The 21288-nt window shown below is 65.3% G+C and carries 20 protein-coding genes; 8 read left to right on the forward strand and 12 right to left on the reverse strand.

The window, feature by feature from the left end; translation table 11 throughout:
- The first annotated feature begins 7 nt into the window (after window positions 1-7).
- Window positions 8-229, forward strand: coding sequence for an exodeoxyribonuclease VII small subunit (locus AOC05_RS12075; RefSeq protein WP_062007428.1), 222 nt, complete (start codon window positions 8-10; stop codon window positions 227-229).
- Between the two features lie 97 nt (window positions 230-326).
- Here AOC05_RS12075 and AOC05_RS12080 read toward each other — a convergent pair whose 3' ends face one another.
- The 4 genes from AOC05_RS12080 to AOC05_RS12095 form a co-directional block, all read right to left on the reverse strand.
- A complete protein-coding gene (locus AOC05_RS12080; RefSeq protein ID WP_062007429.1) occupies window positions 327-1181 on the reverse strand; it encodes a PPK2 family polyphosphate kinase in 855 nt (284 codons plus the stop codon).
- A gap of 14 nt (window positions 1182-1195) precedes the next feature.
- The gene (locus tag AOC05_RS12085) at window positions 1196-2413 is read right to left on the reverse strand and encodes a pyridoxal phosphate-dependent aminotransferase (RefSeq protein WP_062007430.1); all 1218 of its coding nucleotides are present in this window, start codon (window positions 2411-2413) and stop codon (window positions 1196-1198) included.
- A gap of 66 nt (window positions 2414-2479) precedes the next feature.
- The gene (locus tag AOC05_RS12090) at window positions 2480-3493 is read right to left on the reverse strand and encodes a glycine betaine ABC transporter substrate-binding protein (protein WP_062007431.1); all 1014 of its coding nucleotides are present in this window, start codon (window positions 3491-3493) and stop codon (window positions 2480-2482) included.
- Window positions 3494-3615: 122 nt separating this feature from the next.
- A complete protein-coding gene (locus AOC05_RS12095; protein ID WP_231687107.1) occupies window positions 3616-5505 on the reverse strand; it encodes a glycoside hydrolase family 35 protein in 1890 nt (629 codons plus the stop codon).
- A 148-nt stretch (window positions 5506-5653) separates the two neighbouring features.
- Here AOC05_RS12095 and AOC05_RS12100 point away from each other — a divergent pair, with 148 nt between their 5' ends.
- Entirely contained in the window at window positions 5654-6739 is a 1086-nt protein-coding gene (locus AOC05_RS12100; protein WP_231687108.1) for a LacI family DNA-binding transcriptional regulator, read from the forward strand.
- A 21-nt stretch (window positions 6740-6760) separates the two neighbouring features.
- On the opposite strand, the gene AOC05_RS12105 is transcribed toward AOC05_RS12100, so the two are convergent.
- Window positions 6761-7693: an N-acetylglucosamine kinase gene (locus AOC05_RS12105; RefSeq protein ID WP_062007432.1), complete on the reverse strand. Its 933-nt coding sequence runs from the start codon at window positions 7691-7693 to the stop codon at window positions 6761-6763.
- Window positions 7694-7710: 17 nt separating this feature from the next.
- Between AOC05_RS12105 and AOC05_RS12110 the strand changes: the two genes are divergently transcribed.
- Window positions 7711-8742: a nitronate monooxygenase gene (locus AOC05_RS12110; RefSeq protein ID WP_062007433.1), complete on the forward strand. Its 1032-nt coding sequence runs from the start codon at window positions 7711-7713 to the stop codon at window positions 8740-8742.
- Window positions 8743-8791: 49 nt separating this feature from the next.
- Window positions 8792-10030, forward strand: coding sequence for an MFS transporter (locus AOC05_RS12115; protein WP_062007434.1), 1239 nt, complete (start codon window positions 8792-8794; stop codon window positions 10028-10030).
- Window positions 10031-10086: 56 nt separating this feature from the next.
- Here the strand turns inward: AOC05_RS12115 and AOC05_RS12120 are convergent, their stop codons facing one another.
- Window positions 10087-11250 carry a trans-sulfuration enzyme family protein gene (locus AOC05_RS12120; RefSeq protein ID WP_062007435.1) on the reverse strand — a complete coding sequence of 388 codons (1164 nt, stop codon included), beginning with the start codon at window positions 11248-11250 and terminating at the stop codon, window positions 10087-10089.
- A gap of 151 nt (window positions 11251-11401) precedes the next feature.
- On the opposite strand from AOC05_RS12120, the gene AOC05_RS12125 reads away from it, so the two are divergent.
- The gene (locus tag AOC05_RS12125; RefSeq protein WP_062007436.1) at window positions 11402-11917 is read left to right on the forward strand and encodes an Lrp/AsnC family transcriptional regulator; all 516 of its coding nucleotides are present in this window, start codon (window positions 11402-11404) and stop codon (window positions 11915-11917) included.
- Between the two features lie 25 nt (window positions 11918-11942).
- Here the strand turns inward: AOC05_RS12125 and AOC05_RS12130 are convergent, their stop codons facing one another.
- Window positions 11943-13193, reverse strand: a complete 1251-nt coding sequence (locus AOC05_RS12130; protein WP_062007437.1) for an MFS transporter — start codon at window positions 13191-13193, stop codon at window positions 11943-11945.
- A gap of 163 nt (window positions 13194-13356) precedes the next feature.
- Here AOC05_RS12130 and AOC05_RS12135 point away from each other — a divergent pair, with 163 nt between their 5' ends.
- The 3 genes from AOC05_RS12135 to AOC05_RS12145 all read left to right on the forward strand — a co-directional run bounded on the left by AOC05_RS12135 (window position 13357) and on the right by AOC05_RS12145 (window position 15861).
- Window positions 13357-13827, forward strand: coding sequence for an Lrp/AsnC family transcriptional regulator (locus tag AOC05_RS12135; RefSeq protein ID WP_186760336.1), 471 nt, complete (start codon window positions 13357-13359; stop codon window positions 13825-13827).
- Between the two features lie 106 nt (window positions 13828-13933).
- Window positions 13934-14929, forward strand: a complete 996-nt coding sequence (gene corA, locus AOC05_RS12140; RefSeq protein WP_062007439.1) for a magnesium/cobalt transporter CorA — start codon at window positions 13934-13936, stop codon at window positions 14927-14929.
- 86 nt (window positions 14930-15015) lie between these two features.
- Window positions 15016-15861 (forward strand): aldo/keto reductase, encoded by an 846-nt coding sequence (locus AOC05_RS12145; protein WP_062007440.1) that lies wholly within the window; start codon window positions 15016-15018, stop codon window positions 15859-15861.
- A 15-nt stretch (window positions 15862-15876) separates the two neighbouring features.
- Here AOC05_RS12145 and bioD read toward each other — a convergent pair whose 3' ends face one another.
- The 5 genes from bioD to bioB are packed head-to-tail and all read right to left on the reverse strand — an operon-like array spanning window position 15877 to window position 21283.
- Window positions 15877-16566, reverse strand: coding sequence for a dethiobiotin synthase (gene bioD / locus AOC05_RS12150; protein ID WP_062007441.1), 690 nt, complete (start codon window positions 16564-16566; stop codon window positions 15877-15879).
- On the reverse strand, window positions 16563-17681 hold the full coding sequence (locus AOC05_RS12155; protein WP_062007442.1) for a cytochrome P450: 1119 nt from the start codon (window positions 17679-17681) through the stop codon (window positions 16563-16565). The genes bioD and AOC05_RS12155 overlap by 4 nt, the downstream gene beginning before the upstream one ends.
- Window positions 17678-18802 (reverse strand): 8-amino-7-oxononanoate synthase, encoded by a 1125-nt coding sequence (locus AOC05_RS12160; protein ID WP_062009735.1) that lies wholly within the window; start codon window positions 18800-18802, stop codon window positions 17678-17680. The genes AOC05_RS12155 and AOC05_RS12160 overlap by 4 nt, the downstream gene beginning before the upstream one ends.
- Window positions 18803-18816: 14 nt before the next feature.
- The gene (locus AOC05_RS12165; RefSeq protein ID WP_062009737.1) at window positions 18817-20181 is read right to left on the reverse strand and encodes an adenosylmethionine--8-amino-7-oxononanoate transaminase; all 1365 of its coding nucleotides are present in this window, start codon (window positions 20179-20181) and stop codon (window positions 18817-18819) included.
- Between the two features lie 19 nt (window positions 20182-20200).
- Window positions 20201-21283 carry a biotin synthase BioB gene (bioB, locus tag AOC05_RS12170; RefSeq protein ID WP_062007443.1) on the reverse strand — a complete coding sequence of 361 codons (1083 nt, stop codon included), beginning with the start codon at window positions 21281-21283 and terminating at the stop codon, window positions 20201-20203.
- Window positions 21284-21288 lie beyond the last annotated feature (5 nt).

Consider the following 21288-nt stretch of genomic DNA (forward strand, 5'->3'; position numbering starts at 1 on the left):
GATTCCCGTGACCACCGCCACACCCAATGAAGATGTTGCAACGCTGAGCTACGAGCAGGCCCGCGAACAGCTGGTGGCCGTCGTCAACCAGCTCGAGGCCGGCTCCTCCAGCCTTGAGGACTCCCTAGCCCTGTGGGAGCGCGGCGAAGCCCTGGCCAAGAAGTGTGAGGAATGGCTTGAAGGCGCCAAAGCCCGTCTTGCCGCAGCCCGCGCTACCACGGAGGACTAAGAGCGGCGTCAGTGAACCAGCCTGTGAAGACGTGCTCGGTCTCGACAAGCTCGACCACCGATAAACTAGGCGTCGACAGGCTCGACCCCGGGGGGCGTCAGGCGTCCGTGAGCCTGGTCCGCTCGTGCGTAAGGTCGTAGTCGCCCGTGGGCCATTGCAGGTTCAGCCCGCCAAGGGCGTCAATGAGGATCTCCTGGACGGCCATCCGGGCGTACCACTTCTTGTCGGCCGGGACCACGTGCCAGGGCGCCGCCGGCGTGCTGGTGCGCTCAAACACCTTCTGGTAGGCGTCCATGTAGGCGGACCAAAACACCCGCTCGTCAAGGTCGGTGGGACTGTACTTCCAGTACTTGGTGGGATCGTGCAGCCGTGCCGACAGCCGCTGGAGCTGCTCGTCCTTGCCTAGGTTCAGCATCACCTTCACCACGGTGGTCCCCGCCGCTGCCAACTCAGCCTCAAAGTCGTTGATGGCTGCGTACCGGCGTTCCAGTTCCGCTTCATCGGCCCAGCCGTGGACGCGGTGGATCAGCACATCCTCGTAATGGGACCGGTCAAAGACACCCAACATGCCAGGGTCCGGTGCGGCCGGGCGCACACGCCACAAAAAGTCGTGGGCCTTTTCCTCATCCGTGGGCGCCTTGAACGTTTTGAGCTTCACACCTTGCGGATCCACGGCCCCCGCCACCCGGGCCACTATCCCGCCCTTGCCTGCCGTGTCCATGGCCTGCAGAACCAGCAGGACTGACTTTTTCCCACCAAACCGGCTCTCCGCGAAGAGTTGCTCCTGAAGCCGCGCCAAAACCGGCGCCCGCGCTGCCAGTGCCGCCACGCCGTCGTCCTTCTTGCCGTCAAAACCCGGAGCAGCGTTGGTGGGCGCACTGGCAAGGTTAAACCCTGCTCGGGCCTTGAGTAGTCGTGAGGGGTATTCGCTAAAACCGAGAGGCAATGACACGGTGGAGCCTTTCCTTAGGGTTTGTACGTGCTCAGAAACTCCGCAATCCGCCCGACGGCCTCTTCCAGATCCTTGACATTGGGCAAAGTGACCAAACGGAAATGGTCCGGGCGAACCCAGTTGAAGGCTGTGCCGTGCGAGATCAGGATCTTTTGCTGCTCCAACAGGTCCAGAGCAAATTGTTCATCGCTCTTGATCGGGTACACCTCCGGATCCAGCTTCGGGAACAGGTACAGCGCTCCCCTAGCCTGATTGACCGAGACACCTGGGATCTCATTGAGCAGGCGGTAGGCGGTATCGCGTTGCTCGCGCAGCCGCCCACCGGGCAGGATCAGGTCCTCAATGCTCTGGTGCCCGCCTAGCGCCGTCTGGATGGCGTGCTGGCCTGGGGCGTTGGCGCACAGGCGCATGTTGGCCAGCAGGTTGATGCCCTCAAGATAGTCGGCGGCCCGAGCCTTGGGACCGGAAATCGCCAGCCAGCCGGACCTGTAACCACAAATCCGGTAAGCCTTGGACAGCCCGCTAAACGTCATGCACAACACGTCTTCACCGGCGATGATGGCGGTGTTGATGTGCTCGGCGTCGTCGTACAGGATTTTCTCATAAATCTCATCCGAGAACACCACCAGATCGTGTTTGCGAGCCAGATCCACCATGGCCTGCACCATGTGGCGCGGATAGACAGCGCCCGTGGGGTTGTTCGGGTTGATGATGACCAGGCCCTTGGTCCGCGGGGTGATCTTCGCCTCCAGGTCCTCCAGGTCCGGCCACCACTCGTTGTCCTCATCGCAGAGGTAGTGCACGGGGCGCCCGCCGGCCAGGCTGACGGAGGCCGTCCACAGCGGGTAGTCGGGCGTGGGCACCAACACCTCATCGCCGGTGTTCAGCAGCGCCATGAGCGAGAGCGTGATGAGCTCGCTGACGCCGTTGCCCAGGTAGACGTCGTCGACGTGGATGTTGTGGATGCCGCGCGTCTGGTAGTACTGCACGACGGCGGTCCTCGCCGAAAAGATGCCCCGCGAGTCCGTGTAGCCCTGCGCATGTGGCAGATGGCGAATCATGTCCACCAAGATCGCGTCTGGTGCTTCAAACCCGAATGGAGCCGGATTGCCAATGTTTAATTTCATGATCCGGTGGCCTTCGGATTCCATTTGCTGCGCCCTTTGCAGTAAGGGTCCGCGAATGTCGTAGAGAACATTGTGAAGCTTGGTTGACTGCTTGAAATCTGCCATTTACCAAATATCGCACACCGATGCCCGTGCATGCCGGATCGACGCCGGCGGGCGCCGTGCCAATGGCTAAGAAGTGGCCTTGACCAGGCCGACTTCCACCAGCCATGCGGTGGCTACCTCGGACATGGAACCGAAGTGGCTGTCCATGGACAAGCGGTTCAGGTTGGTCAGTGCGTCATTGTTCAATGCAGCACTGACCTTGTTGATGACCCCCGTCACGTCATCGGAGACTTTCTTGCTCGACAGCACGGGCACCACGGTCTGCGGCCTGAAAACCTGCTTGGTGTCCGCCAGGACCACCAGCGCGTTGTCGGTAATGGCGGGTGAGGAACTGTGGATGTCAGCCACCTGAACATCCGCGCGGAGCAGGGCGAGCAGCAGCTCGGACTTGGTGCTCGCCAACTCCTCATAACTTTGCGGGACGCAGTTGTAGTCGCTGGCCAGTACTGACAGCCCCCGGTCTTTGGTGCGGAACTCCGCAGACCCGCCGAACACGAGCTTGTCACAGACCTTCGCGAGGTCTGCGATGGTTTTCAGCTGGTATTTTTCCGCCGTGACGGTGGTGACAACAATGCTGTCATCATCCTCCGCGCTGGTGGCATTGGCCATCGAAACATAGGGCGGGAGTGCTTTCTTCAAGGCGTCCAAGACCTGGGAGCCGCTGACGGGCTCCTTCGCAGCCGACGACATGGTGGTTGACGACGTGGCCGACGTGGTGGAGGACGCCGCGGGGGAGGCCGGCGTCAGCCCCTCCAAGAACGTGCTGGAGTAGCCGGGCATGATGTCCACCGCGCCGCTCTCCAGCTGGCTGAGCAGGGTGGGATCTGCGGCGTCCTCAGGTGTCACCACCGCGCTAAGGCCCGCCGCGTTCAAGGCTGCGGCATAAACGTTCGCCAGCAGTTCCCCCTCCAAGGGGACCCCGCCGTCGGGAACAGCCGGGGTTCCCACCCTCAGCGGGGTGTCTCCGGCGGTCTGCGAGACACTGGGAATGGCGACAATTGGCGTGCGGGTACACGCGGTGGCGCCGGAGAGAAGCACGGCAGCCACACCGAAAACGGCGGCAATTCGCTGCAGGCGCATGCTCGAACTCCAGGGGTTTGTCGACAAAAGGTAATTGGCAGGGAGCACCGTTCAAGCGCCGGCCCTTTCGCCTAGTTTAGCCATGCGTGTTGCGCACGGCGACTCGGTGGGAGGGTGCGGGCCTAGCCGAGGTCCTCCACATGAGTCACGCCAATGGCCCCCAGTGACGGGGCCTCCAAGAGTTCTGCGTGGTTCCCGGCGTGTTCCAGTTCCAGGACGGTGACAGTGTTGGCGCCTGCCCTGAGCAGCGGGCCCGGGACATACAACGTTATTTGCGGGCCCACTTCCCAGTACCTGCCCAGGAGGAAACCATTGACCCACACCATTCCCTTGCCAAAGCCGGGCAGGGTCAGGTGGGTGTCCGCCGGTTCGGCGATGACCAGCTCACCGTGGAAATATCCGGGGCCACGCAACCCTTCGTCCGGGCCTTCAGAGGCTGCGCCCACCGTCAGCAGCCGTGCCAGCGGCAGCTCCAGGTTGATGGCGCGCTGCTCCCAATGGAAAATGTAGCGCTGGTTGATCAGGACGCCGTCGAGGATTCCCTTGCCCTGGCCAAAGAGCGGGCCGTAGTTGATGCGCCCCTGGTTCTCCACCAAGATTTCCAAGACTGCTTTGACCCCCGCGCCGGAAACCTTCAGACCATTATGGCCGTCACCGTCATGGAGGACCCCGGCATAGCTGCCGTCGACCCACACGTAGGCCCTGTCGTGCAGGCCGCGGATTTTGACGTCACTTTCGCCAACGGGCAGCATGGTCGTTGCCGTGTAGTGCACCAGACCGCGGTCAAGCCCCAACGTTTCAAAGGACAGTGGCTTGATGCTGCGTACCGGCTCCCCCGCCCGAGCAAAATCCAGCAGGGTTGTGCCTGGCTTCAGTGCAAAGGTGCAGGCGGGGACGACGGCGCTCGCGCTTGTCAGGTGGGCCGGGACAGGCGTGAGTTCGCGGCCAGCAGCGGCGAAGAACTCCTTCCGCATGGCATAAAACTTTTCGGTCAGTTTCCCGTCTTCGGCGATCGGCGCATCGGAGTCGTAGCTGGTCACCGTAGGCTGGATGGCGCCGTCGTGGTTGGCTCCTGCGGCCAGGCCAAAGTTTGTTCCGCCGTGGGCCATGTACAGGCAGATGGAGCCGTCAAGGTCCAGGATCTTTTTGACCTCGGCCGTGGCCTCCTGCGCACTTCGGGTGTGGTGGTTCTCGCCCCAGTGGTCGAACCAGCCGTTCCAAAACTCAACGTTGAAGAACGGTTCCCCCGGCCGCCGTCGTTCCCAGACAGCGTATGCTTCCTCCCCCCGTGAGCCAAGCGTCGCCGTCGCCCAGGTGTCCGGCAGGGAGCCGCCGTCAAGGAAATAGTCTGTGCCGCCGTCGGCCGTGAACAACAGCTCGGTTATCCCACGGTCTTTCAGAGCCTTGCGGTTCCAGCGCAGGTACTCCGCGTCATCACCATAGCTGCCGTACTCATTTTCAATCTGCACGGCGATCACGGGCCCACCCTGGGCGGCTTGCAACGGCGCCAGGACAGGCAGGAGTTCGTCAAACCAGGCCCCCACGGCGCTGGTGAACAGCGGGTCGCAGGAGCGCAGCACCATCTCCGGGTCGGAGATGGCCCAGGACGGGAATCCGCCGTTGTCCCATTCGGCGCAGATGTAGGGCCCGGGGCGGACGATCACATCCAGCCCGGCGCTGCCAGCCAGAGTGATGAACCGGGCCACATCTCGCCAACCAGTAAAATCGGCCGGTTCACCCTTGGATGGCTGGTGGAAGTTCCAGGCAATGTAGGTGTCCAGCGTGTTCACGCCCATGGCCACGAGCCGGTCAATGCGGTCCTGCCACTGCCCGGGATGGATACGGAAGTAGTGGACGGCCCCGGCGATGATGCGGTGCGGTCGGCCATGCCGGAAGAGCTTCCGGTCCGCGTAGCTCAGCGCTTGGGCCGGGGCACCGCCGGATGCGCGGCCCCCCGTGGACGCGGCCGCGCCCGTCGCTTGCACCGCGGACAGTGTGGGGTTCGTTGGCAACTAAACTCCTTGTATTAGCTCCGCCGCGTGGGCGAAAGACAGACTGTTATCGATAACATTGGTTCAGTCACTTTACTCCAAGCTGATCCGAACCGGTCGACGCTCCACCATTTCTAACGGGATGTTACAAGAAACAATTAGACTTGCCATGACAACTTCGGCCCGGGCCTCCACCACCGCCTGTGTGCGGCAGTTCCCTGACCAAAGGATGTACTCCATGGAGCGTAAGTTTGCCCGAGGTCCCGCGATGCGGGATGTGGCACTGGCCGCGGGGGTCTCGGCCCAGACCGTTTCCAGGGTCCTAAGCGAGCATCCCAACGTTCAAGACAGCACCCGACGGCGTGTGTTGGCTGCCGTGAACCAGCTAGGCTATCGGCGCAACAATACGGCGCGGGCGTTGGTGACGGGACAGTCCAAAACCATTGGTGTCCTGACACTTGCCACCAACAACTATTCACGGTCCTCACTGGCGCTGGGTGTGGAGCTCGGAGCCCGCGAGGCCGGATATGCGGTCAATTCCGTCACTTCTGCGTTGAGCACCAAGGCCCTCACGGACGCAGTGAGCCGGCTTGTCCACCAAGGCGTGGATGGCATCGTGATCGCGGCACCCTTGCTTGGAGCCGCAGATCAAATCCGCCAACTCACAGCACGCATCCCCACGGTGAGCACCGACGGCTCCTCGGGGGTCTTCAAAGACCTGGTGGGTGTTGACCAGGAACTGGCGGCAGCCATTGCCACCACGCATCTGATTGATCTGGGGCACAAGACGGTGTGGCATGTTGCGGGCCCCCGCGACTGGTCCGACGCGATGGCCCGGCTGGAGAGTTGGCGACGCACCTTGCGCGACGCCGGCAAGGACGTGCCGCCGGTACTCCATGGCGATTGGAGCCCCGAATCCGGTTATCGCAGCGGTCTGATCCTGGCCCGCATGCCGGAAGTGACGGCCATTTTGGTCGCCAGCGACGAAATGGCATTTGGTGTGATCCGCGCCCTCAGCGAGCTAGGCCGGCGCATCCCGGAGGACGTTTCTGTGGTGGGTATCGACGACATCGACCTGGCCGCTTACGCGAACCCGCCGCTGACCACCATCCGTCAATCTTTTGAGGACACCGGGCGTCGAGCCGTCATGCACTTGGTAGCCCAAATCGCCAACCCGGACGCGGAAAGCCCACCCGACCTGGTGGCCCCAACACTGATAGTGCGCGGCAGCACTGCTGGGCCACCGCGTTCCTAGTCCGGCCCGGGCCCGCCGCCTCTACGACTGCTGTGTCTTGACCAGCAACGGCACACCGGCAATGGGGTCTTGCCTCAAGATTCGCACATCGGTGACTCCCTTTGCCGCGAGATGCTTGATGAAGGCTTGTTGGAGCGCCGGGACATTGCTGCCCAATCCGCTGCCCAACACGATGGGGCCTGTAATCCCGAGCTGGTTCGCCACCTGGTACGCCATCTGCGCCAGATCTGCGCCGGCCTGCTCCACCAACGCAAGGGCATGGGCATGCCCTTTGACCGCTGCGGCAAAGATCACCGGGGATGCCGCCGCCCAGTAGCGCCGGGTGGTGCCTTGGTGAAAGTGGCCAATAAGTTCGCCGGGTTCCTCGAGCTGGCAATACTTCAGGAGCCCTTGCGTCAGTTCGTCGGGTGGGGCCCCCAGGTCCATTCGGTGCAGACTGTACCGGACGGCCTCGCGTCCTAACCAATAACCGCTGCCTTCATCACCGAGCAGGTATCCCCACCCACCGGCCCGCGCCTGGGCGCCGTCGGCATTGGCCCCCCACGCCGCCGACCCGGTTCCTGCGATGACGGCCACACCCGTGGTCGAGCCGCCAGCTGCCAACAGCAAACGGGTGTCATGAACCACCGTGATCCGGGCGCCGGGCACGAAGGGTGCGATGAGCCCGCGCAAGGCGGCGGCGTCGTCGTCCGTGTCCACCCCGCCGGCACCAGCGAAAACCACCTGAACGTCGCCCACGTCCAACCGGGCAAAAAGCTCGGCCATGTTTTGGCGGGCCGTCTCCACACTGACGTTTTGGACATTGGCGCTGCCCACGCTGGCGTCGGCAGCGATGGCGCCGTTGACCCAAAGGATGCCACGGGTTTTGGAACCGCCGATATCAAGGCCCACGAAGGAGCCGGGCCCCGCGAAAGAGTCGGGCGGGGTCACGGAATTGAAAGTGTCATTGCTCACCAACCTAGACTAGTGGCATGTTCGCATCCCCTCTCATTGCAGCACCCATGGCAGGCGGAACCACCACGTCGGCCTTTGCCCTGGCCGCCCGGGGCGCCGGGGCCCTGGACTTCGCCGCTGGTGGCTATAAGACCGCCGAGGCACTGGCCGAGCATCTGGCACCGCTTCGCTCCGAGGGCACCGATTTTGGCGTCAACTTGTTCGTGCCGCGGCAGGGTCCGCTGGCTCCCGCAGATGCCGCCGCCCTGCTGCGCTACCGGCGCGAGCTGATGCCGCTCGCGGCGCGTTTGGGCGCGAGTGTTCCGGGGCTTCCGTTCTCGCCCTCCGATCCCCGGACGCAAGATTTTTGGGCCGAAAAGCTTCAGCTGCTGCTCACAGATCCGGTACCGCTGGTCAGTTTTACTTTTGGTTTGGCCCCTGCGGCAGTTGTAGCTTCCCTGCACAGGGCCGGCAGCAGGGTGTTGGCCTCCGTGACAAGCGTGGCCGAGGCCCTGGCCGCCGCGGAAACCGGTGTTGACGCCTTGGTGGTGCAACACGCCAACGCGGGTGGCCATTCCGCTGCGTTCTTGCCACCGGGGCACGGCGCTGGTGAGTCAAGTGTCGTCCAGCTGGTCGCGGCGGTGCGTGCCGCCGTCGCGCTTCCCCTCGTGGCGGCTGGCGGCATTGGCGACCCCACCACGGCAAAAGCTGCCCTCGCCGCGGGCGCGGTTGCCGTACAACTGGGGACGGCCCTGCTGCGTACCGACGAGAGCGGGGCCAAAGCGCTCCACAAGGACGCCCTCGCCGATCCCCGATACAGCGCCACGGCCATCACGCGTGCATTTACCGGGAAGAGGGCCCGGGCGCTGGTCAACGATTTTGTCCGCGACCATGGCGCCACCGCCCCCGACATCTACCCCGAAGTACACTTCCTCACTGGCCCATTGCGGGCGGCAGCCGCAGCCGCCGGGGACGCCGAAGCTCTCAACCTCTGGGCCGGCACCGCTTGGCAAAAGTCGCAGGCCGGGCCCGTGGGCGCCGTGATCGAGGGCTTCCTGCGCGAACTGTGACGCCCGCGTCCACCCCTTCCGCGACAGCACGGGCCCTCCATGATCTACTGTGGTGACGGTGAGAGATGAGGCGCCATTCCCCGGCTATGGACGTGGTACCAACGGCTACCGGCGAATTTTGGCAGCACTCGCTTGCGCCGGTGTGGCGACGTTTGCGCAGTTGTATTCCCTGCAGGGCTTACTGCCGCTGATCTCCCGTGATCTGGGTGTCAGTGCATCACAGGCGTCCCTGATGATTTCCGTTGCCACGCTTGGACTTGCCGCGGCAGTGCTGCCGTGGTCGTTCGTCGCTGACCGCTGGGGCAGGGTCCGCACCATGGGGTTGGCCGTTGCCCTGGCCACAACGTTCGGGCTGTTGGTGCCGGCCGCGCCGAACTTTGAAATACTGCTGCTTCTGCGCACCCTTGAGGGCGCCGCGCTCGGCGGCATACCGGCACTGGCCATGGCTTACCTCAATGAGGAAATCAATCCCTTACATGCCGGGGCTGCGGCCGGTGCCTATGTTGCCGGGACGAGCCTGGGCGGGTTGTCGGGCCGTCTGCTGGCCGGGCCCGTTGCGGATCTTTCCGACTGGCGGCTGGCCACCTTGACCGTTTCATTAACTGGCGCCGCGGCGGCCGCAGCATTCTTGTGGTTGGCACCGCGCCCGCAGGGTTTCAGCCCGGTGTCTGGCGGTGGGTTTACCGATATGCTGGCGCGCCTGCTCCCGCCGCTGCGCAGCAAACCGTTACTGGCACTGTATGCACAGGCATTTTTGCTGATGGGATCATTTGTCAGCGTCTACAACTACCTTGGTTTCCGCCTGGAGGCGCCCCCCTATCTGTTACCGGCAACGGCTGTGGCGCTGATCTTTCTGGCCTATCTTGCCGGGACAGTGTCGTCGCGGGCCGTGGCCGATCTGGCGGCGCGGTTTGGCCGGCGGACAGTGCTGCTGGCCTCCATCACGCTCATGGTTTCTGGACTGCTCGTCACCATGGCCGCGGCGCTGCCGGTGATTCTTCTGGGCCTGGTGGTGTTCACAGCCGGGTTCTTTGGCGCCCACAGCATCGCGTCGGGCTGGACGGGTTCCATGACGGCCACCGGACGGGCGCAAGCTTCTTCCCTGTACAACCTCAGCTACTATGCCGGGTCCAGTGTGGTGGGTTGGAGTGCCGGGCTCATTTTCCAATCACTGGGGTGGCCCGCCCTGGTGGGGGCCCTCACCGTCCTGGCAGCGATCGCCGCCGCCCTAGCCGCCGCGATGCTCCCCTCCGGGCGTGTCCAACCGCCAGGTTCTGCGTTCCGTTGACCGCGAACCATGCGCCACTTTGAAAGTGGCGCATGGTTCGGCACCAATGGTGCGCCCTAGCAAACAGCCTCGACGGCCTGGACCAGGTCCGCCAAGATGTCCTCGGGGTCCTCCAAGCCGATGGAGACCCGCAGCATGGTGGCATGGGGCTTGGCCGCTGCCGCCACCGGGCGGTGCGTCAGCCCTGCCGGATGCTGGATCAGTGTGTCGATGCCGCCTAGGGACACGGCATGGGTGAGCAGTGAAACGTGGCTGGGAATGGCTTCGGCATGCTCGGCCGTGTCGACCTCAAAGGACAGCAGCGATCCGGGTCCGGACATCTGGGTTCCCACCAGGCCCTGCGGATCGCACTCTGCCAGGCCGGGGTACAAAACACGCGTGATCGCCTCGTGGTTGGCGAGTGCCACGGCCACCTTGTGCGCTGAGGCCTGCTGGGCCCGCACCCGCACGGGCAGGGTAGCCAGTCCCCTGTGCAGGAGGTAGGCCGGCCACGGCGTCAGCAAGCCTCCGGTCACGGCCCGGACCTGGCGCAGGCGCGAGGCCCACCCGCTGTCCGTGGCAACCACGCCTCCCATTGCGTCGCCGTGGCCGCCGAGAAACTTGGTGGCACTGTGAAGCACCAGCGACGCCCCGGATTCCAGCGGGCGTTGCAGCACGGGCGTGGCAAAGGTGTTGTCGATCATGACCGGGACACCGTCCGCGTCGGCCACCAGCTTCCGGATGTCCAGCAGACTCAGGTCGGGGTTGGCAGGGGTTTCGGCGATGACCAGGCCAGTGTCCGGGCGCAGCGCCGCATGGACCTCGTCCGGGTGGACAAAGGTCACGGTGGTGCCCAGCAAACCGGTGGCCAGCACGTGGTCGGAGCCGCCATACAGGGGGCGGACCGCCACCACATGCGGCTTTCCACCGGCGACGGCGGCAAGCAGTACCGCGGTCAGGGCAGCCATGCCGGTGGCAAACGCCACCGACTCTGCAGCCCCCTCCAAGGTGGAGACGCCTGCCTCAAAGCGGGCTACCGTGGGGTTCCACAAGCGTTGGTACACGGTGGACTGCCCGGGGCCCGGGACTCCTCCGGTGGCCATGAGCTCGTACGCTTCGCCACCGGACTCCACACTGGTCAGCGGCGCCGTGGTGGACATGTCCAGGGGAATGGCGTGCACCCCCAATGCCACCAAGTCCTCACGTCCGGCATGAACGGCCCTTGAATCCCAACCCAGCATCGCAAACCCACCTTCCCCAGCACCTTTGCCGCATAGTCTATTGAAGAATAGAGCCAAGTATCACCCAAAAGTCAGGATATTTGGTAGCATGGCGAACTATTAGCTACATCAATCGATATACCCGCATTTTTAGAGCAATCCGGAGGATTGTATGGCGTCATTAGCGAAGAACATTCGGCGCGAACCCGCACACGGGAGTCAGGCAGGCGAGCCTCTGGACGCCGTCGACCGCCAGATCATTGACGCTCTCGTCGCCGATGCACGCGTCACCAACCGCGATCTTGCAGACGCCGTGGGCATTGCTCCTTCCACAGCCCTCATGCGCACTCGCGCCCTGATGGAACGCGGCGCCATCGAAGGCTTCGAGGCGAAACTGAACCTCGCCGTCATTGGCCGCGCGGTGCAGGCGTTGATCGCCGTCCGGCTGCGTGCCCACGACCGCGACCAGATCGATACCTTCACTTCCCGGGTGCCCCAGCTGCCCGAGGTGCTCTCCACCTTCCACACCTCGGGTTCGGTGGACTACCTGCTGCACATTGCCGTGCGCGACACCGACGCCCTGCGCGACTGGGTGCTGGATAACCTCACTACCGATCCCGTGGTGGGCCACACCGAAACAACCTTGGTGTTCAAGCACATGCCTGGGCACACGGGCCCGCTGGACTAGCCATTCCACCAAGCCGGATCTGGGCTCAGGGACGGTCGACGGCGGCGCCCCGGATGCGCTGGCCGGCCACGGCTGCCAGCACTGCGCAGGCCACAGCGATGGGGATGGCGAACCCGGTCACCGACGCCTGCAGACCCCAAACCTGAACAGCGACGCCCAGTCCCAGCACAGGTAGGGCGCTGCCAAGGTACGTCACGATGTACACGGCGGAGATAACCTGTGCGTGCCGGGCAGGCTCCACCGCGGCGGCAACGTCGTTGAACACGACCCGGAAAGCGGCACCCTGGCCCAGCCCGGCGCCCATGCTGGCCAGCACCAGCAGCGCCGGCGATTCCACGGTGCCCGCGGCGGCTATCAGCAGCACCGAAACGCCCAGGAGTACCAGCCCGGCCGGGACCAGCCACCGCCCGCGCAGGGACAGCAGCTGAGAAAGCGCCGAGCAGGCCAGGGTCACTGCGGCGAGCACCCCGATCAGCGGGCGTGAATCGGCGTGCATGATGTTCGCAAAATAGCCGGGCGCCAGGGACAGGCAAAAACCAAAGACGGCGAAACTGACAAAGCCGGTAGAGGCCGCCAGCCAAAAGGTGCCCCGCGCCGACCGAGCCAGGGCGGGGACCCGGGGCCGCAGGTAGTTGCGGCCTTGCCCTGCAGGGGCCGGGTTGATGGCGGGGCGCGCGTCGAGCAGCAGCAACGGCACCAGCAGTATCAGCAGGATCACCGAGTGGATGGCAAACGGGGTCTGGGTGTGCCGTGGCAGCAGGGAGAGGAGCCCGCCAATGACGGGTCCGGCCGCCACTCCGCCCGAGGAGGACAGGAGCGTGAACCGCGACGCCCACCCAGGCTTGCTGGGCATCAGGTCCCGCAGGGCCGCTGCACTGGCGCCGGTGCCGATCGCGACGGCCAGCCCCTGCATGCCCCGCCCCACCACGAGCTGCAGCAGGGATTCCGCCGTGCCGAAGACCAGCCCACCGGCCAGGCCGACGACGACGGCCAGGACCAGCGCCGCCCTCCTGCCGATGTGATCGGACCAGTGGCCAAAGAGCACCAGGCCACCCACCAGCGCCAGGACATATGCAGAGAACGTGACGGTGACTCCCACCGCGTCGAAGCCGATCCGGGCCTGCAGCAGCGGGTAGAGCGGGGTAGCCAGGTTGGCACCCACCAGCAGGATGAAAATCACCGTTCCGGCCAGCACCAGCCGCACCGTCACGGACGGGTTCCACCGTCCCCGGGCAACAGGGGACGGTCGCATTGCCAGCTCATGCAGAACGGCCACCAGACACTTCCTTTCAGGCACTTGTCTTCAGGAGGATCCCGCGCCATTTGACGCAAATCCGTCTACTAGGATGATCTAGACAACGTACTTTGATTTGATTTTTGCTTTCCTTTGCATCAAATTGATCAATAGTTCAAAGCAATGTGATCCCGGAGTGACCCAGATGAGCATTTTAGACCCGCTCGATGTGCGCCTGGTGCTGGCGCTCATCGCCGATCCACGAGCCCAGATTGGCGAGCTCGCGGAGTCCCTGGGTGTGGCCCGCAACACGGTCCAAGCCCACCTGCGCCACCTGTCCCGGACGGGCGCTCTGCGCCAGGGTGGCCGGGAAGTGGACCTCGCGGCGATCGGCTACGACGTGGTCGCTTTCATCACCATCGAGGTCGTCCACCGCGATCTAGACGGCGTGATCGCGGCCATGCGGGCCGTACCTCAGGTCCTAGAGGTTTACGAGATCTCCGGCCGCGGCGACGTGTGGTGCCGGCTGGCGGCCCGGGACGTCCACCACCTGCAAAGCTCGCTGCGGCAATTGCTGCGGATCAAGGGAGTGATCCGCACGGAAACCTCCCTGGCGCTCCACGAGCACATCCCGTTCCGACTCAAGCCTCTGCTGGAGGGCATGAGCCACGGCTGAGCCTTCCGGTCCACGGCACCACCCCCAAACGATGCACCCCACATCGCACCGCGCACACCGAAGCGTCAAGTACGGGCCCGGACACGGCGTCGTCCATAATGGGCAAGTGACCATTATTGACAACGGGGTGTACGTGGACGGGATCCGCGTGGCCTCCCCCACCAGCCTTGACCAGACCTATGAAGCCATCGCCGAGTACGGGGGCATGGCCTGGATTGGCCTGTTCCGGCCCGACGCCGCCGAGATGGCCTCACTGGCGGACGAGTTCTCGCTGCACGAGCTGGCGGTGGAGGACGCCATCAAGGCTCACCAGCGGCCCAAACTGGAGAGGTACAACGACGTCCTTTTCACGGTGCTGCGCCCGGCACGCTATCTCGATGAGGAGGAGGCCGTGCAGTTTGGCGAGCTGCACATCTTTACGGGCAAGAACTTTGTCATCACCATCCGGCATGCTGAAACACCGGGCCTGGCCTCGACCCGAAGCCGGTTGGAGGCCGATCCACAGCTGCTGGCGCAGGGTCCGGAGGCGGTACTGTATGCCATCATGGACCAGGTGGTGGATGACTACTTGCCGGTGGCCAGCGGCCTGCAGGTGGACATCGACGAGATCGAGGACCAGCTTTTTGCTGGTGACCCGAACGTCTCCCGACGCATCTACCAGCTCTCCCGCGAGGTCATCCACTTCCAGCGCGCCATCCACCCGCTGTTGGACACGCTTTCCAAGCTCAAGGCCGGCTTCGAGAAATACAACGTCAACGTGGAGCTGCAACGCTACCTGCGCGATGTTCAAGACCACGTGGAATCTCTGACCGCCAAGGCGGACTCGTTCCGCCAGCTGCTGCAAAACGCCCTCACCGTGGACGGGACATTGACGGCGAACCGTCAAAACGAGGCCAGCGCCCTCCAAAACGAGCAAGTGAAGAAGATCTCCTCCTGGGCGGCGATCTTGTTTGCGCCATCGTTTGTTGCAGGCGTTTACGGCATGAACTTCCGCAACATGCCCGAACTTGACTGGCCGTGGGGCTACCCGTTCGCCATCGGCCTAATGCTGATGGTGGGTGCCGTGATGTACACGATTTTTAAGAAGAAAACCTGGCTTTAGGGGGCCATCAGACACCCTCCGGGATCACTTGTGCGTGGAATCGCTGGCAGAATGGTGCAAAATTCCCCTATCCCAAGGAGCCTGCAATGGGCAGACATGCAAAAACCAATACGGTGACACTGAACAACGGTGTGATCATGCCACAGCTGGGCTTTGGCGTGTGGCAGGTCCCCAACGCCGAATCCGCCACCGCCGCCACCGCGGCACTTAACGCCGGGTACCGCAGCATTGATACCGCAGCCGTCTACGGTAATGAGGAGGGCGTGGGCCAGGCTGTGGCCGGGTTCTTGGCCGCTACCGGCACCCCGCGCGCGGAACTGTTCATCACCACCAAGCTGTGGAACACCGAGCAGGGCTACGAGAGGACATTTGCCGCCTTCCAGGAGAGCCTGGACAAGCTGGGCCTGGACTACGTTGACCTGTACCTGATCCACTGGTCCACCCCGGAAAAGGACACCTATCTGGATACCTGGCGGGCCTTTGAGGAGATCTACGCCTCGGGTAAGGCCAAGGCGATCGGCGTGTCCAACTTCGAACCCGAGCATCTGGCACGGATCATCGAGTTGGGCGGCACCGTCCCGGCCGTCAACCAGGTGGAACTGCATCCGCGACTGCAGCAGGCGGTACTGCGTGAATTCAACACCGCCCACGGCATCCACACGGAGGCGTGGAGCCCTCTGGCCCAAGGCCAGCTACTCACCGACCCCGCGGTGACCGGCATTGCCGACGTCCATGGCAAGTCAGCCGCCCAGGTCATCATCCGCTGGCACCTGCAGCTGGGCAACATCGTGATCCCCAAGTCGGTCACCCCCGAGCGCATCGCCGCCAACTTTGACGTCTTCGACTTCGAGCTCTCGGATGCTCAGATGGAAGCCATCGGCGCCCTGGAGAACAACGGGCGCGTGGGACCCCACCCGAACGAGTTCAACTAACCCCTTCGGCCCCACTCACGCCCAGCCGGGCAGGGCCAGCCAGTGCGGCGCTAGCCGGCGGAAGTCGTGCGGGTCCAGCTTCGAGGCCCCCTCCGGCAAGCTTCCAAGGAACGCGGCGTCCAAGGCGTGCAGGTGGTCCCGGTTGCTGAGTTCAATCTCCGACGGCGCCGACGGCCAGGAGCCGATCACCAGTGCCGGTACCGGCAGTCCCCGTGATTGCAGTGCCTCCACGGTCAGCTCGGTGTGGTTCAGCGTACCCAGGCCGCTGCGGCACACTACCACCACCGCAGTCCGGGCCACCTCCCGTGTTGCCCCGGCAAGGTCTGCCACGGTGTGCCACTGCCCATCCAGCTCCACTAGCAGGCCACCTGCCCCCTCAATCAGTACGTGGCTGTGCACTGCGGCCAATTCACTAATGTGGTCCACGTGCTCCGCCAGTGATGGCAGGCGGCGGTGCTCGCGCAGCGCGGCGGCCACCGGCGCCATGGGATGCCTCAGCCGGACACCCTCACGGACCACGGCCACGCCGGCAAGCCGCGCCACCTCGTCCATGTCGCCGTGCCCGCCCGGCGGCACACCGGTCTGCGTGGGCTTGTACACGGCCACGGAAGCCCCTCTGGCCGCCAGTGTGGCGGCCAGCGCCGCCGTCGCCATGGTCTTGCCAACGTCGGTGTCGGTGCCGGTGATATAGATGATTTCTCTCATGGGGCTCCCCTGGTTTGTTTGGCGACCGTCACCGTGAGTGGCGCCTGAAAGGACAGTAGACGCAGCCATTGCGGCTGCTCGCCGACTAATGTCAGCGCTGGCAGTGCACGGGCGGTCTCCTCCACCACCAGCGCCGTCTCCAGCTCGGCCAACTTGGCTCCCAGACACCGGTGCAGGCCGTGGCCAAAGGCCAGTGAGTAGGCCGTTGGGCCTGCCTCGTCCGGGTGCCGTCCGGTGAGTTCGAGCAAGATTTCAGCCCCTGCCGGGAAGGCGGTGCCCGCCACACACGTATCGCGCAAGGCCGCACGCCGCCAGGTGTGGACGGAGGACTCGGTGGCCAGCACCCTGCGGACGTGGGCGCGGGCCGCTTCCGGATTCGCCAGCGCAGCCCAACGACCGGCTGACTCCGAGGCGACGGACTCCGAGGCGGCTGGTCCCGCACAGGAGAATTCGATGCCACGGAACAAGGCTGTGTTGATTAGCTGAGAGGTGGTTTCCTGTCCGGCAATCACCAGGAAATACCCCAGCGAGCACACTTCCGCCGGGGCCAGGCCCGCGGCGTCCAGCACCCCAAAGAGCGATCCTGTGCCACGGGCGGCGGCAGCCTCCCGCCGGAGCCACACATAAAATTCCGCGGCGCTGCTAGCCAGGACCAGCTGCCTGTCCGGGTCTGGCCAGCCCCAAAACAGCTCCAGGGAATCCTGGCTCCACCGTTTCAGGACGTCCAGCTCCGGGGTGGGCTGCCCCGTCAGCTCGGCCATGACGATTGGGGGGATGTGCCGGGCCACGGTTTCCGCCAAGTCCACCGGGCCCCGCTCCAGGGCCGTGCCGGCAGCGGCGAGCCGGACCCGGGCCAGCTCCCGCACCCGGGGCCCAACGCCGGCCACGGTGGCGGGGGTGAAGAAGCGGCCCACCATCGAACGGACGGCACGGTGCTGTTCTCCCGTGGCGGAGGCCAGGACCGGCGGCAGGGCAAAGCGCACCCTGCTGAGGACGCGCAGCGTCGCGGGGGCCAGCGAAACCACCGAGGTCAGTGCGTTGGTGGGCGCAAAGTCGTCGGTGCGGCGCATGATCTCCCGCACCTGGGAGGGTTCGCCAATAACCGTGTGGCTCACGCCTGTCCGCCCTGGAGTCCGAGCCCCAGTGCCGCAGCCACGGTGCCGGCCGCCGCTTCCAGTTCCGCCGCCGTGAGGTTGGCGCGGGCCGTGAGCCGCAGCCGGGACACGCCGTCAGGCACGCTGGGCGGGCGGAAACAGCCCACGGCCACGCCTTGGGACCGCAGCCTCGCCGCGAGGCCAGCGGCCCGGCTGGCCGATCCCACTGGAATGGATTGCACGGCTCCGGGGGCAAGCGGCACACCGCAGCGACCGGCTAGTATGGCCGCGTTGGCCAGCACACGTAGGGCCAGCCCCGGCTCCTGGCGCACGATCATGGCCGCACGGGCCGCCGCAGCCGCCGCGGCCGGGGCCAGTGCCGTGTCAAAGATGAAGGTGCGGGCCGTGTTGACCAGGTGCTCGCGGAGCAGCGCCGAGCCGAGCACGGCCCCGCCCTGGGAGCCAAGCGCCTTGGACAGGGTGGCGGTGACGGACACGTGTGGCACTCCAGCGAGGCCGGCTGCGTGGACGGCGCCCCGTCCCTCGCCAGCCACGCCGATCCCGTGGGCCTCATCCACCAGTAGGAGGGCGTCAAAGCGGGCGCACAGCCCGGCCATGGCTGCCAGATCGGCGGCGTCACCGAGCACCGAGTAGATGGATTCCACCACGACGACGGCCCGCGGCTGGGTGCGTGAGGCCAGCGCCGCCGCGACGGCGGCCACGTCGTGGTGGGCCACCTCGAGAGTGCTGGAGCGGGAAAGCCGGATACCGTCCAGCAGCGACGCATGGACGTGCGCGTCGTGGATGACCAGGGTACCGGGGCCGCCCAAGGCCGTCAGCACGCCCAGATTCGCGGTGTAGCCGCTGGAAAACACGAGCGCCGCCTCCTGACCAGCGAGCAGGCACAGCTGATTTTCCAAGTCCTGGTGCGCTTCCGTGGTGCCGCACACCACCCGTGACCCGCGGGCCCCGGCGCCGTGCCGGAGCAGGGCGGCCGTGGCGGCGTCGATGACCCGGGGATCCGCGGCCAGCCCCAGGTAATCGTTGGAGGCCAGATCGAGCAGACCCGGCCTCGCCTCGGCCGTGCGCTCCAGGCCGCGGCGGATGCGCACTTCCGCCCTCGAGGCCAGCCAAGTGTCCATGGCAGTGCCGGCCATCAGCCGTGCACCCGGGCGACGGCGGCACAGATGCCAGCGCCGATGTCCGCCACGTCCGCCGCGGTGCTGACGAACGGCGGCATGGTGTAGATCAGGTTCCGAAACGGGCGGATCCAAACGCCACATTCCAGGGCCGCCAAGGTCACGGCGGGCACATCGACCGCCCCGAACAGTTCCACGACCCCCACAGCGCCCAGCACCCGCACTTCCCTCACGGCTTCCAGCTCCCGTGCCGGGGCCAGGCCAACTGCCAGGCCCCATTCGATCCCGTCAACCTGCCCCTGCCAGCCCGAGGCGCACAGCAGGTCCAGCGACGCCGACGCCACGGCACATGCCAGGGGGTTGGCCATGAATGTGGGCCCGTGTAGCAGGGCCCGCAGCGGGGAGTTAGTGACCACCGTGGCCACGCGTGCCGAGCACAGCATGGCGGCCAGGGTCAGGTAGCCGCCGGTGAGGGCCTTTCCCACACACATGATGTCCGGGACAATCCCGGCCCAGTGGGAGGCGAACAGTTTCCCGGTCCGGCCAAAGCCGGTCGCGATTTCATCGACAATAAGTAACAGCCCGAAGTCATCGGCCACGCGCCGGGCGGCGGCCAAACATTCGGGGGCATAGATGTGCATGCCGCCGGCGCCCTGCAGCACGGGCTCCACAATGATGGCCGCCAGCTCGTCGCCGTATTGGGCCACCATCGTTTCCAGGGCACCAATCCACGCCTCGACTGCCTCCGGATCGGATACCAGCTGGCCACCTGCCAGCCGTGCGGCGGGCGGGCGGGGCAGGAAGAGTTGCTCGGCGATCAGGGAAGGGAACGCCGCATGCATACCATCCACGGGATCGCAGACGCCCATGGCGGCGAAAGTATCCCCATGGTAGCCACCGCGCAGGGCCAGGAACCTGGTGCGCCGGGGCCGGCCGAGTCCTAGCTGGTACTGGACGGCCAGCTTGAGCGCCACCTCCACGGCCACCGAGCCGGAATCCGCAAAGAAGACGTGGTCAAGCCCGTCCGGGGTCAGTGCCACGAGCTGTTCGGCCAGATGTACCGCTGGCTCATGCGTCAGGCCACCAAACATGACATGGCTGAACCGTCCGGCCTGCTCCAACAGAGCCCGGTCCAGGGCCGGATGCCGGTAGCCGTGAATGGCGGACCACCACGAACTCATGGCGTCCACGGCCTCAAAGGTGGTGCCATCCTGGGCGGCCAGGTGCAGGCTGGTGCCGTGGGCGCCGTGCACCGCGTAGGGCGCGTCACCGTCCAACGGGGCGTAGGGGTGCCACAGTAGTCCCCGGTCGCGAGCAACCAGCGGATCCGGCCCCGAAGGCAAGACCGGCACTGCGGGCGTGTCCGCTCCAGCGTGCGTCATCAGCGCCGCACTGGCGCCATCACGCATTGGGAGCCATGGCCGTTCCGGCTCCGCGGCGACGGATGGCTAGGGGCCCACCCGGGGAGGTTCCGGCGTCGTCGGCCCCAAGTTCATCAGGCTGCGTGCGGCCCAAGACCACAAAACCGTTCTCAGCGATCATGTCCAGGTCCGCCACCGCCTCCTGGCCCTCGCTGGTCAAGTAGTCGCCCAGAAACAGCGAGTTGGCCACATGTAAAGCCAGCGGCTGGAGCGTGCGCAGGTGCATCTCGCGCCCGCCGGCCATGCGCAGCTCTGTGTCAGGGCAGGCAAAGCGGACCAGGGCCAGGATGCGCAGGCAGTGAGCGGGGGTGAGCAGCCAGGTGCCCTCCAGCGGCGTCCCGTCAAACGGCATGAGAAAGTTCACGGGGATGGATTCACTGCTCAGCGCGCGAAGGGCGAAGACGGCGTCAATGAGTTGTTCGTCGCTTTCGCCCATGCCCACGATCAGCCCGGAACACGGGGAGAGTCCGACCTCCTTGGCCTGCTCCACTGTGCGCACCCTGTCGGAGTATTCATGGGTGGAGCAGATCTGGGAGTACATGGCTTCGCTGGTGTTCAGGTTGTGGTTGTAGGCGTCTGCTCCAGCATCCTTCAGGCGCCCGGCCTGGCCGTCCTTGAGGATACCCAGGCAAGCGCAGACCTCGACGTCCGGGTGCTCGGACTTGAGCTCGCTGACCAGACCGGCCACGCGGTCCACGTCGCGGTCGCTGGGGCTTTTGCCGCTGGCCACCAGGCAGACCCGGGAGGCTCCGGCACGGATGCCTGTGGCGGCTTGCGCCACGGCTTCCTCGGGCTTGAGCCAGGTGTATTTGAGGATTTGCGCGGCGGAGCCCAGGCGCTGGGAACAGTAGGTGCAATCCTCCGGGCACAGCCCCGATTTGAGGTTGACTAGGTAGTTCACCTTCACGGAGTTGCCGAAGTGGGCCCGCCGCAGGCGTGCGGCGGCAGCCACCACCTCCAGCAGTTGCTCATCGGTGGAGGTGAGGACGGCAAGTGCCTCGTCACGGGTCAAGGTGGCACCGGACAGCTGCCGGCGGGCGAGGTCATCAAAGTAATTGAACACTGTTC

The organism is Arthrobacter alpinus (assembly GCF_001294625.1).
In the GTDB taxonomy this organism is placed as follows: domain Bacteria; phylum Actinomycetota; class Actinomycetes; order Actinomycetales; family Micrococcaceae; genus Specibacter; species Specibacter alpinus_A.